Below are 13737 nucleotides of genomic sequence, written 5' to 3'. Positions count from 1 at the left end.
AGGCCCCGCCCGGTCGACCGGGTGGGGCCTTCGCGATGTCCGGGACGTCCCGGGGTGGGGTGTCCGGTGCCGGCCGGGGGTGTCCGGCCGGCCGGGGTGGCTACCGGCGCCGCATGTCGGCGACCCGGGCCCGCTCCGCCTGCTGCTCCAGCATCCCGCCGGGCGCACTGCGCAGCTGGGCCGTGGGCCCGCCGCGCCGCTGCACCGGCAGCGGCGACTCCCGGCGCGGCCGTCGCCCCTGCATGCCGTCCACCGCTCCGGAGGCCACAGGTCCGCCGGCCACGGTGATCTGCACGCCCTGGTCGGCGAGGGCCTGGAGCTCCGTCGCCGCACGGTCGTCGTGCGGCGGGGGCTCGTCCGTGACCAGACGGGTCATCACGTCCGTCGGTACGGTCTGGAACATGGTGTCGGTGCCCAGCTTCGTGTGGTCGGCCAGCACCACCACCTCCCCCGCCGCCTGCACCAGCGCCCGGTCCACGCTGGCGGACAGCATGTTGGACGTGGACAGCCCGCGCTCGGCGGTCAGGCCGCTCCCGGACAGGAAGGCCCGGGACACCCGCAGCCCCTGGAGGGACTGCTCGGCTCCGCTGCCCACGAGGGCGTAGTTGGAGCCGCGCAGGGTGCCGCCGGTCATCACCACCTCCACGCGGTTGGCGTGGGCCAGGGCCTGCGCGACGAGCAGCGAGTTGGTGACGACGGTCAGCCCGGGCACGCGGGCGAGCCGGCGGGCCAGCTCCTGGGTCGTGGTGCCCGCGCCGACGACGACGGCCTCGCCCTCTTCCACGAGGCCGGCCGCGACATCGGCAATGGCGGTCTTCTCCGCCGTCGCGAGATGGGACTTTTGCGGAAAGCCGGACTCCCGCGTGAAACCGCCCGGCAAGACCGCACCGCCGTGCCGGCGGTCGAGGAGTCCTTCGGCCTCCAGTGCCCGCACGTCCCGCCGTACGGTCACTTCGGAGGTCTGGACGACGCGGGCGAGCTCCCGGAGCGACACCGCTCCGTTGGCCCGCACCATTTCGAGGATCAATTGGCGACGTTCTGCAGCGAACACGAAACTGACAGTAACCCCAACGACCGTCTGCTTTCAGCTCTTTGCGCCGGAATACCGAAGTTGTCCATCAGGCGGGGCGACTAGTGGTATACGCAACCCGATACTTGGGTGAACGTCTCGCCACGCGACCGCGCCCCGTCCCAAATCCCCTATGTGGTAAGGAGGTTGGCCGCGCCTACGCCTCGCCGCCGGCCTTCCGGGTGTGCAGCTGCCGGGCCACCTCGGCGATCGATCCCGACAGCGAGGGGTACACCGTGAACGCGTTTGCGATCTGCTCGACCGTCAGATTGTTGTCGACGGCGATCGAGATCGGGTGGATGAGTTCGCTCGCGCGCGGCGACACGACCACACCGCCCACCACGATGCCGGTGCCGGGGCGGCAGAACATCTTCACGAAGCCGTCCCTGATGCCCTGCATCTTGGCGCGCGGGTTGCGCAGCAGGGGGAGCTTCACGACGCGGGCGTCGATCTTGCCGGCGTCCACGTCCGCCTGGGTGTAGCCGACGGTGGCGATCTCGGGGTCGGTGAAGACGTTCGAGGACACCGTCTTGAGGTTCAGCGGAGCCACCGCGTCGCCGAGGAAGTGGTACATCGCGATGCGGCCCTGCATGGCCGCGACGGACGCGAGCGCGAAGACGCCGGTGACGTCACCGGCGGCGTACACGCCGGGCGCGGTGGTGCGCGAGACCTTGTCGGTCCAGATGTGCCCGGAGTCCTTGAGCCGGACGCCGGACTCCTCCAGGTTCATGTTCCGCGTGTTCGGGATCGCGCCGACCGCCATCAGGCAGTGGCTGCCGGTCAGCACCCGGCCGTCCGAGAGGGTGACCTCGACCCGGTCGCCGACCCGCTTGGCCGACTCGGCGCGCGAGCGCCCCACCACGTTCATCCCGCGGCGCCGGAAGACGTCCTCCAGGACGGCGGCGGCGTCGGGGTCCTCGCCCGGCAGGACGCGGTCGCGGGAGGACACCAGGGTCACCCGGGAGCCCAGTGCCTGGTACGCGCCGGCGAACTCGGCACCGGTCACGCCGGAGCCGACCACGATGAGCTCCTCGGGGAGCTCCTCCAGGTCGTAGACCTGCGTCCAGTTCAGGATGCGCTCGCCGTCGGGCTGGGCGTCGGGGATCTCGCGCGGGGTGCCGCCGGTGGCGATGAGGACGGCGTCCGCCGTGAGGATCGTCTCGGTGCCGTCGGCGGCGGTGACGATGACGTCCCGGGTGCCGTCGATGCCCTGCGGGCCGCCCAGCTTGCCGCGGCCGCGCATGACCTTGGCGCCGGCCCGGGTGACGGAGGCGGTGATGTCGTGCGACTGGGCGAGCGCCAGGCGCTTCACGCGTCGGTTGACCTTGCCGAGGTCCACGCCGACCACGCGCGCCGCCTGCTCGATGTGCGGGGTGTCGTCGGCGACGATGATCCCCAGCTCCTCGTAGGAGGAGTCGAAGGTGGTCATCACCTCGGCGGTCGCGATCAGGGTCTTGGACGGCACGCAGTCGGTGAGGACCGACGCCCCGCCCAGACCGTCGCAGTCCACGACGGTCACCTCCGCACCGAGCTGGGCGCCGACCAGCGCCGCCTCATACCCGCCGGGTCCGCCGCCGATGATCACGATCCGGGTCACGAAAAGTCCGCCTCACGTCTACCCGGCCGGCTGCCGCCCCGGCCGGCGGTCCGGGGGGTCTCCCCGGGGGATGCATTCCGTGCTCCATTGTCCCGCACGCTCCGAGGTGCTTCGCGCCCGGTCCCCGCCGGGGACTCCGTCCGGGTGCAGCCCTGCCTGGCACACGTCCCCGGCCGCCCCTCCCGTACCCTCGACCTCATGTCGCTCTACGCCGCGTACGCCGGCAACCTCGACCCGCGGCTGATGACGCGCCGCGCTCCCCATTCGCCGCTGCGCGGCACGGGCTGGATCAACGACTGGCGGCTGACGTTCGGCGGCGAGCAGATGGGCTGGGAGGGTTCCCTCGCGACGATCGTCGAGGCCCCGCGCCACCAGGTCTTCGTCGCCCTGTACGACATCGCCCCCCTGGACGAGGACTCGATGGACCGCTGGGAGGGCGTCGGGCTCGACATCTACCGGCGCATGCGGATCCGGGTGCACACGCTGGACGGCGACGAGGCCGCCTGGTGCTACGTCCTCAACGGCTACGAGGGCGGCCTCCCCTCGGCGCGCTACCTGGGCGAGATCGCCGACGCGGCCGAGTCCGCGGGCGCCCCGCACGACTACGTGATGGAGCTGCGCAAGCGCCCCTGCTGATGCCCCCTGCCGGGTCCCGCGCACGCGGAGGACCGGTCACCTCCAGGTCACGGTGGGTGGCGACGGACATATGGTCGGAAACGACAAGACAACGATCCGAGCATCGTGAGCTGCGCCATCTACGCGCGTAGGCAATGAGCGGCTACGCTCGTCTGCGTGAACGCATCTGTTACCGATCCCACCGCCGCCGCCGACGCCGCAGCCGCCCGCCTGCGCGAGCTCACCGGCGCCGAGACCCACGATGTCGCCCTCGTCATGGGCTCCGGCTGGGCCCCCGCCGCCGAGGCCCTGGGCGCCCCCGAGGCCGAGTTCCTCGTCACCGAGCTGCCCGGCTTCCCGCCGGCCGCCGTCGAAGGACACGGCGGCAAGGTCCGCTCGTACAAGATCGGCGACAAGCGCGCGCTGGTCTTCCTCGGCCGCACCCACTACTACGAGGGCCGCGGCGTCGCCGCCGTCGCCCACGGTGTCCGCACCGCCGTCGCCGCGGGCTGCAAGACCGTCGTGCTGACCAACGGCTGCGGCGGTCTGCGCGAGGGCATGCAGCCCGGCCAGCCGGTCCTGATCAGCGACCACATCAACATGACGGCCACCTCGCCGATCATCGGCGCGAACTTCGTGGACCTCACGAACCTCTACTCGCCCCAGCTGCGCGCGCTCTGCAAGGAGATCGACCCCTCCCTGGAGGAGGGCGTGTACGTGCAGTTCCCCGGGCCGCACTACGAGACCCCGGCCGAGATCAACATGATCCGCGTGATGGGCGCCGACCTCGTCGGCATGTCCACCGTGCTGGAGGCCATCGCCGCCCGCGAGGCCGGCGCCGAGGTGCTCGGCATCTCCCTGGTCACGAACCTCGCGGCGGGCATCTCCGGTGAGCCCCTCAACCACGAAGAGGTCCTCCAGGCCGGCCGGGACTCGGCCGCGCGCATGGGCAAGCTGCTGACCCAGGTCCTCGCCCGCATCTGAGGCCCGGGACCGTACGAGAGGTAAGGCGGAAGTAGTGCAGGAACAGGACGATCTGATCACCCGGGCGCAGGCCTGGCTGGCGGAGGACCCCGACCCGGAGACCGCGGCCGAGCTCGAAGCGCTCATCGCGGCGGGCGACACGGCGGAGCTCACCGCCCGCTTCTCCGGCACCCTCCAGTTCGGCACCGCCGGACTGCGCGGTGAGATCGGTGCGGGCCCGATGCGGATGAACCGCAGCGTGGTCATCCGGGCCGCGGCGGGCCTCGCGGCCCACCTCAAGGCCCAGGGGCACGCCGGCGGCCTGGTCGTCGTCGGCTACGACGCCCGCTACAAGTCGGCGGACTTCGCCCGCGACACCGCGGCCGTCATGACCGGCGCCGGCCTGCGCGCGGCCGTCCTGCCCCGCCCGCTGCCCACGCCCGTCCTCGCGTACGCCATAAGGCACCTGGGCGCCGTCGCCGGCGTCGAGGTCACCGCGAGCCACAACCCTCCCCGGGACAACGGCTACAAGGTCTACCTCGGCGACGGCTCGCAGATCGTCTCCCCCGCCGACACGGAGATCGCGGCGGAGATCGCCCGCGTCGACACGCTCGCCTCGGTCCCCCGCCCGGAGTCCGGCTGGGAGGAGCTCGGCGACGAGGTCCTGGAGGCCTACCTGGCCCGTACGGACGCCGTCCTGACCCCCGGCTCGCCCCGGGGCGTGCGGACCGTCTACACGGCCATGCACGGCGTCGGCAAGGACGTGGTGATGGCTGCCTTCGCCCGGCACGGCTTCCCGGAGCCGGTCCTGGTCGCCGAGCAGGCCGAACCGGACCCGGCCTTCCCGACGGTGGCGTTCCCCAACCCGGAGGAGCCGGGCGCGATGGACCTGGCCTTCGCCCGGGCCGCCGAGGTCCGGCCGGACATCGTGATCGCGAACGACCCCGACGCCGACCGGTGCGCGGTGGCGGTCCCCACCGCGGACGGCTGGCGGATGCTGCGCGGTGACGAGGTCGGCGCGCTGCTCGCGGCGCACCTCGTCCACAAGGGCGCGACCGGTGTCTTCGCCGAGTCCATCGTCTCCTCCAGCCTGCTGGGCCGGATCGCGCAGGCGGCGGGCGTCGGCCACGAGGAGACCCTCACGGGCTTCAAGTGGATCGCCCGCGTCCAGGGCCTGCGCTACGGCTACGAGGAGGCGCTCGGCTACTGCGTGGACCCCGAGGGCGTCCGCGACAAGGACGGCGTGACGGCGGCCCTTCTGGTCGCCGAACTGGCCTCCGAGCTCAAGGAGCAGGGCCGGACCCTGAACGACCTGCTGGACGACCTGGCGATGGCCCACGGCCTGCACGCCACCGACCAGCTGTCGGTCCGCGTCTCGGACCTGTCGGTCATCGCCGACGCCATGGCGCGGCTGCGCGCGGAGCCGCCGGCCTCGCTGGCGGGGCTGCGGGTGGTCTCGGCGGAGGACCTCACGCAGGGCACGGAGTCGCTGCCGCCGACGGACGGCCTGCGGTACTACCTCGACGGCGCGTACCGGGCGCGGGTCATCTGCCGCCCGTCGGGCACCGAGCCGAAGCTGAAGTGCTACCTGGAGGTCGTGGTCCCGGTGGCCGAGGCCTCGGACCTCGCGGCGGCCCGGGTGACCGGCCAGGAAGTCCTGGACGCGATCAAGAAGGACCTGGCGGCGGCCATGGGCCTCTAGCGGAGCCGCCGGCCCGGTCCCGTCCGACCGGGCCGGCCTGCGGACCCTTCTCCGACGGTCCCCTGAGCCCCGGCTCAGGGGGCCGTCGGCGTACCCGGCCCGCTCCACGAAGCCTTCTCCCCGCCCGTCTCCCGGCTCCGCCCGCCCCCGGTCCTCGAACGCCGGACAGGCTGAACGACAGCCCGCCGACGCGGACGCCCGCGGGCGGAGCCCAATCCAGCCCCGCCGACGGTCGAGGCGCGGAGCCCCGATCCAGCCCCGCCGGCGCTTGAGGCCTGGGGGCGAAGCCCCCGCAACGGCAGCGGGCATGCGTGCGAGCCCGGGGCGTCCCACCCCGCGGCCCGAGCCGCCCCGCGGACCTCAGGGGGCCGGCGAGGGAGACGGGGTCGGGCGGACGATTTCGCCCAGCGTGGGGACCGACTCCGGCCGGGAGCGGACCACGTCGGTGCACTCCCACGCCCGCGGCGGATCCGCATCCGGCCCGCCCAGCACCACCGGCCCCGGCCCGGCGGACACCGCCTCACTGCCCGCCATCGTGCACACGATCTGCGACAGCGCCACCGGCGGCAGATCCTCCGGCTTGCGGCTCAGCCGCACCGTCCCCGCCGGGTCGCCCGGCCGCGGCGCGCCCGCCGTCAGCCCCGCCGGCACCCCGGTCGTGAAGCCGGCGTCCCGCTCCTCCGCGCTCGGCGTCCGCTCCAGCGCCTCCAGCAGCGCCTGCGCGGCCTGCGCGGCGGGATCCCGTACGGTGCCCTTCTCCGGCATCGGGACCATCCGCTCGACGCCCACCAGCTGCGAGCCGCAGACCAGCTCCACCGTGGCCGGGAAGCCGGGCGCCCCGCTCTGCCCGCCCGGCTGCGCCGGGGTGTCGCACGAGACCCGCGACGGTGCCGCGCCCACGTCCACCGGCACGGTCGTCGCCCGGATCCCGCAGCCCGACGTCGCGAGCAGCGCGATCCCGACGAGCGGGACCAGTACGGCCGGCACCGCCGGCAGGGCCCTACGCATCCGGATCACCACTGATCGCCTTTCGTACGTCCATCGGCAGCCGCAGGGTGAACAGCGCCCCGCCGCCCGGCACATTGGCGGCCGTGATGTCACCGCCGTGGATGTGCGCGTTCTCCACAGCGATGGACAGGCCGAGCCCGCTGCCGTCCGACTTCGGCCGGGACGCGCTCGCCTTGTAGAAGCGATCGAAGACGTGCGGCAGGACCTCCTCGGGAATGCCCGGCCCGTTGTCCTGGACGGCGATCACCAGCCAGTCCCCCTCCACCGTGACCGACACCCGCACCGGCGAGCCGCCGTGCTTGAGGGCGTTGCCGATCAGGTTGGCCAGGATGACGTCGAGGCGGCGGGGGTCGAGCCGCGCGACGATGTCGCGTTCGGCGTCGAGTTCGACCGCGTCGAGCCAGGCCCGGGCGTCGATGCAGGCCGTGACCTGGTCGGCGACGTTGACGTCGTCCAGGACCAGCTTGGCGGTGCCGGCGTCGAAGCGGGTGACCTCCATCAGGTTCTCGACCAGGACGTTCAGCCTGCGGGTCTCGCTGACCACCAGCCCGACCGCCGGGGCGATCATCGGGTCGAGGTCCTCGACCTCCTCCTCCAGCACCTCGGCGACCGCCGTCAGGGCCGTCAGCGGGGTGCGCAGTTCGTGCGACATGTCCGCGACGAAGCGCCGGCTGGCCTCCTCCCGCGCGCTCATGTCGGCGACCTTCTTCTCCAGCGCCTCGGCCGTCTTGTTGAAGGTGTGCGACAGGTCGGCGAGTTCGTCCGTGCCCGACACGTCGAGCCGGTGGTCGAGTTCGCCCTCGCCGAGCCGCCGTGCGGCGTCCCCGAGCCGCTGTACGGGCTTGAGCACGGTGCGGGCGGCGGCCTGCGCGAGGAGCGCGGAGCCGAGCAGGGCGAGGATCGTCGCGATCGTCAGGGACCAGGCGAGCGCGTTCAGGTCGTCCCGCTCCTGGGCGAGGGACTTGTACATGTAGCCGGTCGGGCCGCCGCCGACGATCCGGGTGCCGCCGACCAGGTACGGGTGGCCGCGCGGCTTCGTCCGCTGCCAGTACACGTGGTATTCGGCGTCGTTGGCGGTCGTCGTCCTCTGCCGGTCGTTGACCGCGTTCTGCAGGGACTTGGGCACGTCCGTGAGGCGGAAGCTGTCGGGTCCGGCCGCGCCGTAGATCTGCCGGTCGTCCTTGCCCTCCTGGACGAGGAGCACGCTGTAGCCGGGACTGCTGCCCGCCATGAGCTCTGCGGTGCGCTGCAGTTCCTCCGGTGTCGGGTCGACGGGCAGGGCGGCTGCACGGTTCTGCATCTCCTGCCGGAAGTCGCCGAGGGCTGCCTCCTGGACGCGGGTGAGAACGGCCTCGCGGTTGAGCCAGTATGCGATCCCCGACGCGGACACGGCGGCCGTGAGGGCGACCAGGGCGAAGACCACGAGGAGCCGCAGCCGCAGGCTGGTCCAGCGCCGGCCCGCGAGCAACGACCGGATCACTGCGGGGAGTCCAGGCGGTATCCGACGCCCCGGACCGTACGGATCAGGGTGGGCGAGGAGGGCACGTCCTCGACCTTGGCGCGCAGCCGCTGGACGCAGGCGTCGACGAGCCGCGAGTCGCCCAGGTAGTCGTGCTCCCAGACCAGCCGCAGCAGCTGCTGGCGGGAGAGGGCCTGGCCGGGCCGGCGGCTCAGTTCCAGGAGCAGCCGCAGCTCGGTCGGGGTGAGTTGCAGGTCCTCCCCGTTCTTCGTCACCGTCATGGCGGCCCGGTCGATGACGAGGGAGCCGAAGCTCGCCGAGTCGCTCGACTCGCGCTCCCCGCGGCGCAGTACGGCCCGGATGCGGGCGTCGAGGACGCGCCCCTGCACGGGCTTGACGACGTAGTCGTCGGCCCCGGACTCCAGGCCGACGACGACGTCGATGTCGTCGCTGCGTGCGGTGAGCAGGATGATCGGCAGCTGGTCGGTGCGGCGGATCCGCCGGCACACCTCGAAGCCGTCGATCCCGGGCAGCATCACGTCCAGCACGATCAGATCCGGCCGCTGCTCGCGGAGCAGCTTCAGGCCGTCCTCGCCCGTCGCCGCGGTGGCCACACGGTGGCCCTGGCGTGACAGGGAGAGTTCGAGGGCCGTGCGGATGGCGTCGTCGTCCTCGATCAGCAACAGGAAAGGCACGGGCTCATTCTGTCCCATAGCCCGTCGGGAGTTCGACCGTCAGGTCGACCGGATCGCGGGGGAGTCCGCCGGGATCCTCCCGATGGTCGCTGTGACAGTGCTGTGACAGTCGACGGACACCCCGGTTAAGTCGGCCGGGCAATCTTCTTCTCAACGCACAAGCGATCCGGAGCAGAGACACTCCACGACGGGGGGCGCGAGATGAACACGCTGCACAGCACCAGCACCAGCGCGGTTGTCACGCGGCTGCACGATGTGAACCGCCGGGCGGGTGTCCGTACCGTGTCGGTCGCCCGGCCCCGGCCGGCCCACGTCGTAGCCATTGACGCAAAGCAGTACCAGGCGGTTCCCGCCGACCGGCAGACCCCGTCCTCCACGTCGGAGGCGGAGTTCACGGCGTACGTCCAGGAGCGGCGGGCGGCGCTGTACGCGACGGCCTTCCACCTGACCGGTGACCGCTACGAGGCCGAGGACCTGCTGCAGAGCGCGCTGTTCTCCACCTACCGCGCCTGGGACCGGATCAGCGACAAGGCGGCGGTCGGCGGGTACCTGCGCCGGACGATGACCAACCTGCACATCAGCGCGTGGCGTCGGCGGAAGCTGAACGAGTACCCGACGGAGGAGCTGCCGGAGACGGCTTCCGACACGGACGCGATGCGCGGTACGGAGCTGCGCGCGGTTCTGTGGCAGGCACTGGCCCGGATCCCGGAGCCGCAGCGCACGATGCTGGTGCTGCGCTACTACGAGGGCCGGACGGACCCGGAGATCGCGGAGATCCTCGGGATCAGCGTCGGCACGGTGAAGTCGAGCATCTGGCGCTCGCTGCGGCGCCTGCGGGAGGACGAGTCGCTGAGCTTCGGCCGCGACGAGGCGGAGTCCTTCGAGGAGCTGGTCGCGTAACGCGACCTGTACGGACCATCGGGCCGGGGGGCCCGTCCTGCGGGGGTGGGACGGGGGCCGTTGGGGGGAGAAGAGGCGGGATCGAGCGGCCGGGGGTCCGCGCGGTCCCGCCTTTTCGCGTTCGCGGGTTCAGCTGTCCACGGGGGTGCGGACCCCCGCCGGCGGCCCGGTCAGGCCGCGGTCGTCGTGCGGTGGCGGCCCGCCGCGGCGGCGGCCAGGCGGCCGAGGGCCTCGTCGCGGTCGCAGGCGTGGGCGCCCAGGGCGACGTGGCGTGCCACGATGCCGCGTTCGGCGCGCATCAGGCGCAGGCCCCTGCGCAGCAGGAAGGGGACGGACTTGCGGCCCTCGCGCAGGTCGCGGGCGAGCCGGCGGCGGAACGTCGTCGAGGGGCGGCCGCGCAGGCAGATGGCGTCGGCGAGCAGGCCGAGTTCCTGGCAGCGCGCCGCCACGTCCGCGGCGAAGATGCCCTCCGCGATGAAGAGCGGGGTCCGGGCGATGTCCAGGGTGTCCCAGCCGGTGCGGGAGCTGGTGGCGATGTCGTACACCGGCACGTCCGTCCGCCCCGAGGCGCACAGTTCGGCGATCGCGGCGACGGCGCTGTCGGCGTCCCACGACAGCGGGGAGTCCCAGTCGATGTCGGAGCTGCCCTCGACCAGCGGCAGGGTGGGGTCCGCGCACTCCTTGTAGAAGTCGTCGAGGCGCAGCACGGGGAGCCCGGAGCGGGCGGCCAGGGAGGATTTGCCGGAGCCCGACGGACCGGTCAGCAGGACGACCCGGGTCGGCGAAGGAGAGGAAGAGCTCACGGGACACCAGTCTGAACCATTCCCCCGGGTAGGGGATCCTCCCGGTGACCGGTTGGTGTCCAGGAACACACCTCCACTACGCTGCGTGCGCACGCGACCACGACCACAGGCGGGATCCCATGGCACGTCACGCAGGCCGTCACGCAGGCCCTTCGACACCGAACCGGCTCCGCGGCGCGGGGCTGACCCTCTCGATGGCGGGCGCCGCGCTGGCGATGGCCGCGGGCGGCGCGCAGGCCGGTGAACTGGACGTTCCGGCGGCGGTGGCGGGTGTCACGGACCCGATCGCGAACCTCAAGGTGAACCCGCTGGCGCACACCGGTGTGGACCCGCTGGACAACGGGGTCGCCACGAAGGTCGCGGACTTCCCCGCGGTCGGCACGACGGCGGTCACCGGGATCCTCACCCAGGGCCCGTCGGTGGGCGAACTCCCCCGGGCGGCCGTCTCCTCCCTCCTGGGACCCCTCGCCCCCCGCTGAGCGCCCGGCGGGTGAGCCGAAGGCGGCGCGCCGGCGAAGGCGGACCGAGCGCGGAAAGAAGAGAGGCCCCGGCAGCGCGGGGGACGCTGCCGGGGCCGGTCTCGTGCGGGGCGGGGCCGTCCTAGTAGGACGAGCCGCCCGCGCCCAGCGACCCGGTGGGGTGCCAGACGGTCTTGGTCTCCAGGAACGCCGTCATGCGCGACGTGCCCGGGTCGGCGTTCCAGTCGTCCACAGGCTGTGGACGCAGGACGCGCTTGAGGTTGTCGGCCGCGGCGATCTCCAGCTCCTTGGCGAGGGCCGCGTCGGCGCCGGCCAGGTCGATGGCGTTGACGTCCTGGTGGGACGCGAGGTGCGGACCCATTTCGGCGGCCTTGCCGGAGAGGATGTTGACCACGCCGCCCGGCAGGTCGGAGGTGGCGAGCACCTCGCCCAGGGAGAGGGCGGGCAGGGGCGACTTCTCGCTGGCGATGACGACGGCGGTGTTGCCCGTCGCGATCACCGGGGCGATCACGGAGACGAGGCCCAGGAACGAGGAGTCCTGCGGGGCGACGACCGTGACGACTCCGGTCGGCTCCGGGGTGGAGAGGTTGAAGAACGGGCCCGCGACCGGGTTGGCCCCGCCGACGATCTGGCCGATCTTGTCGGTCCAGCCCGCGTACCAGACCCAGCGGTCGACGGCCGCGTCGACGACGGCGGCCGCCTTCGACTTGGACAGGCCCTCGGCCTCGCCGACCTCGCGGACGAACTGCTCGCGGCGGCCCTCCAGCATCTCGGCGATGCGGTAGAGGATCTGGCCGCGGTTGTAGGCGGTGGCGCCGGACCAGCCGCCGAAGGCCTTGCGGGCCGCGACGACCGCGTCGCGGGCGTCCTTGCGGGAGGACAGCGGGGCGTTGGCCAGCCAGTTGCCCTTGGAGTCGCTCACCTCGTACACCCGGCCGCTCTCGGAGCGGGGGAACTTGCCCCCGACGTACAGCTTGTAGGTCTTGAAGACGTTCAGACGCACAGAGGACTCAGACATCGAGGTAGGCCTCCAGACCGTGGCGGCCGCCCTCGCGGCCGAAGCCCGACTCCTTGTAGCCGCCGAAGGGCGAGGTCGGGTCGAACTTGTTGAACGTGTTGGCCCACACCACGCCGGCGCGGAGCTGGTTCGCGACCGCGAGGATGCGCGAGCCCTTCTCCGTCCAGATGCCGGCGGACAGGCCGTACTGGCTGTTGTTGGCCTTGGCGACGGCCTCGTCGGGGGTGCGGAAGGTCAGTACGGACAGCACCGGGCCGAAGATCTCGTCGCGGGCGACGGTGTGCGCCTGGGTGACGTTGCTGAAGAGCGTCGGGGCGAACCAGTAGCCGGCGGACGGCAGCTCGCACGCCGGGGACCAGCGCTCGGCGCCCTCGGCCTCGCCGGTGTCGGCGAGGGCGGTGATCCGGGCGAGCTGTTCCGCGGAGTTGATCGCACCGATGTCGGTGTTCTTGTCGAGCGGGTCGCCGAGGCGCAGCGTGGAGAGGCGGCGCTTGAGGGAGTCCAGCAGCTCGTCGTGGATCGACTCCTGGACGAGGAGGCGGGAGCCCGCGCAGCAGACCTGGCCCTGGTTGAAGAAGATGCCGTTGACGATGCCTTCGACGGCCTGGTCGACAGGGGCGTCGTCGAAGACGATGTTGGCGCCCTTGCCGCCGAGCTCCAGGGTGACCTTCTTGTCGGTGCCGGCGATCGAGCGGGCGATGGCCTTGCCGACGGCGGTGGAGCCGGTGAAGGCGACCTTGTTGACGTCCGGGTGCTCGACGAGGGCCGCGCCCGCGTCGCCGTAGCCGGTGAGGATGTTGACGACGCCCTTGGGCAGGCCGGCCTGGCGGCAGATGTCGGCGAAGAAGAGCGCGGAGAGCGGGGTGGTCTCGGCGGGCTTCAGGACGACCGTGTTGCCGGTGGCGAGCGCCGGGGCGATCTTCCACGCGAGCATCAGCAGCGGGAAGTTCCACGGGATCACCTGGCCGGCGACACCCAGCGGGCGCGGGTTCGCGCCGTAGCCGGCGTGGTCGAGCTTGTCGGCCCAGCCCGCGTAGTAGAAGAAGTGCGCGGCGACCAGCGGAAGGTCCGCGTCGCGGGTCTCCTTGATCGGCTTGCCGTTGTCCAGGGTCTCCAGGACGGCGAGCTCGCGGCTGCGCTCCTGGATGATCCGGGCGATGCGGAAGAGGTACTTGGCGCGTTCGGAGCCCGGCAGCGCGGACCACTTCTCGAAGGCCTTGCGGGCGGCCTTGACGGCGCGGTCCACGTCGGCGGCGCCGGCCTGGGCGACCTCGGAGAGGACTTCCTCGCTGCTGGGCGAGACGGTCTTGAAGACCTTGCCGTCGGCGGCGTCGGTGAACTCGCCGTCGATGAAGAGCCCGTAGGAGGGGGCGATGTCGACGACCGAGCGGGACTCGGGAGCCGGTGCGTACTCGAAGAGGGATGCCAT

13 protein-coding genes are annotated in these 13737 nt (G+C 72.5%); 5 read left to right on the top strand and 8 right to left on the bottom strand.

The window, feature by feature from the left end:
* Window positions 1-100: 100 nt before the first annotated feature.
* Window positions 101-1051 (bottom strand): DeoR/GlpR family DNA-binding transcription regulator, encoded by a 951-nt coding sequence (locus tag IF89_RS0110435; RefSeq protein WP_078628207.1) that lies wholly within the window; start codon window positions 1049-1051, stop codon window positions 101-103.
* A gap of 175 nt (window positions 1052-1226) precedes the next feature.
* Window positions 1227-2666 carry an NAD(P)H-quinone dehydrogenase gene (locus IF89_RS0110430; RefSeq protein ID WP_030764441.1) on the bottom strand — a complete coding sequence of 480 codons (1440 nt, stop codon included), beginning with the start codon at window positions 2664-2666 and terminating at the stop codon, window positions 1227-1229.
* Between the two features lie 198 nt (window positions 2667-2864).
* Between IF89_RS0110430 and IF89_RS0110425 the strand changes: the two genes are divergently transcribed.
* From IF89_RS0110425 to IF89_RS0110415, 3 genes are all read left to right on the top strand, one after another.
* Complete coding sequence (locus tag IF89_RS0110425) at window positions 2865-3302, top strand: gamma-glutamylcyclotransferase (RefSeq protein WP_030029477.1); 438 nt, start codon at window positions 2865-2867, stop codon at window positions 3300-3302.
* 156 nt (window positions 3303-3458) lie between these two features.
* A complete protein-coding gene (locus IF89_RS0110420; protein WP_030764436.1) occupies window positions 3459-4265 on the top strand; it encodes a purine-nucleoside phosphorylase in 807 nt (268 codons plus the stop codon).
* Between the two features lie 34 nt (window positions 4266-4299).
* On the top strand, window positions 4300-5946 hold the full coding sequence (locus tag IF89_RS0110415) for a phospho-sugar mutase (RefSeq protein ID WP_030764433.1): 1647 nt from the start codon (window positions 4300-4302) through the stop codon (window positions 5944-5946).
* A 360-nt stretch (window positions 5947-6306) separates the two neighbouring features.
* Here IF89_RS0110415 and IF89_RS0110410 read toward each other — a convergent pair whose 3' ends face one another.
* Genes IF89_RS0110410 through afsQ1 form a run of 3 tightly spaced genes read right to left on the bottom strand, consistent with a single transcriptional unit; the run spans window position 6307 to window position 9108 of the window.
* Window positions 6307-6954, bottom strand: a complete 648-nt coding sequence (locus IF89_RS0110410; protein ID WP_030764430.1) for a hypothetical protein — start codon at window positions 6952-6954, stop codon at window positions 6307-6309.
* Entirely contained in the window at window positions 6947-8434 is a 1488-nt protein-coding gene (locus tag IF89_RS0110405; protein WP_030764427.1) for a sensor histidine kinase, read from the bottom strand. The genes IF89_RS0110410 and IF89_RS0110405 overlap by 8 nt, the downstream gene beginning before the upstream one ends.
* Window positions 8431-9108, bottom strand: coding sequence for a two-component system response regulator AfsQ1 (gene afsQ1, locus IF89_RS0110400; protein WP_063754818.1), 678 nt, complete (start codon window positions 9106-9108; stop codon window positions 8431-8433). Before afsQ1 ends, IF89_RS0110405 begins: the two co-directional genes overlap by 4 nt.
* A 201-nt stretch (window positions 9109-9309) precedes the next feature.
* Here afsQ1 and IF89_RS0110395 point away from each other — a divergent pair, with 201 nt between their 5' ends.
* The gene (locus tag IF89_RS0110395) at window positions 9310-10008 is read left to right on the top strand and encodes a SigE family RNA polymerase sigma factor (protein WP_030764424.1); all 699 of its coding nucleotides are present in this window, start codon (window positions 9310-9312) and stop codon (window positions 10006-10008) included.
* A 170-nt stretch (window positions 10009-10178) separates the two neighbouring features.
* Here the strand turns inward: IF89_RS0110395 and IF89_RS0110390 are convergent, their stop codons facing one another.
* The gene (locus IF89_RS0110390; protein WP_078628206.1) at window positions 10179-10880 is read right to left on the bottom strand and encodes a uridine kinase family protein; all 702 of its coding nucleotides are present in this window, start codon (window positions 10878-10880) and stop codon (window positions 10179-10181) included.
* Between the two features lie 50 nt (window positions 10881-10930).
* Between IF89_RS0110390 and IF89_RS0110385 the strand changes: the two genes are divergently transcribed.
* Entirely contained in the window at window positions 10931-11290 is a 360-nt protein-coding gene (locus IF89_RS0110385) for a hypothetical protein (RefSeq protein WP_030764419.1), read from the top strand.
* 121 nt (window positions 11291-11411) lie between these two features.
* On the opposite strand, the gene IF89_RS0110380 is transcribed toward IF89_RS0110385, so the two are convergent.
* Window positions 11412-12308 carry an aldehyde dehydrogenase family protein gene (locus IF89_RS0110380; protein WP_030764416.1) on the bottom strand — a complete coding sequence of 299 codons (897 nt, stop codon included), beginning with the start codon at window positions 12306-12308 and terminating at the stop codon, window positions 11412-11414.
* A complete protein-coding gene (locus tag IF89_RS0110375) occupies window positions 12301-13737 on the bottom strand; it encodes an aldehyde dehydrogenase family protein (protein WP_030764413.1) in 1437 nt (478 codons plus the stop codon). Before IF89_RS0110375 ends, IF89_RS0110380 begins: the two co-directional genes overlap by 8 nt.

It is taken from the genome of Streptomyces sp. NRRL F-2664 (genome assembly GCF_000719345.1).
GTDB lineage: Bacteria > Actinomycetota > Actinomycetes > Streptomycetales > Streptomycetaceae > Streptomyces.
The sequence above is the reverse complement of the archived record's forward strand: the minus strand, read 5'-3'. Positions and strand labels throughout refer to the sequence as shown.

Bases quoted from the DNA above. Each gene is read 5' to 3' on its own strand.
- IF89_RS0110425 (WP_030029477.1), top strand. From the start codon at position 2,865: ATGTCGCTCTACGCCGCGTACGCCGGCAACCTCGACCCGCGGCTGATG.
- IF89_RS0110410 (WP_030764430.1), bottom strand. From the start codon at position 6,954: ATGCGTAGGGCCCTGCCGGCGGTGCCGGCCGTACTGGTCCCGCTCGTC.
- IF89_RS0110395 (WP_030764424.1), top strand. From the start codon at position 9,310: ATGAACACGCTGCACAGCACCAGCACCAGCGCGGTTGTCACGCGGCTG.
- IF89_RS0110385 (WP_030764419.1), top strand. From the start codon at position 10,931: ATGGCACGTCACGCAGGCCGTCACGCAGGCCCTTCGACACCGAACCGG.
- IF89_RS0110380 (WP_030764416.1), bottom strand. From the start codon at position 12,308: ATGTCTGAGTCCTCTGTGCGTCTGAACGTCTTCAAGACCTACAAGCTG.
- IF89_RS0110375 (WP_030764413.1), bottom strand. From the start codon at position 13,737: ATGGCATCCCTCTTCGAGTACGCACCGGCTCCCGAGTCCCGCTCGGTC.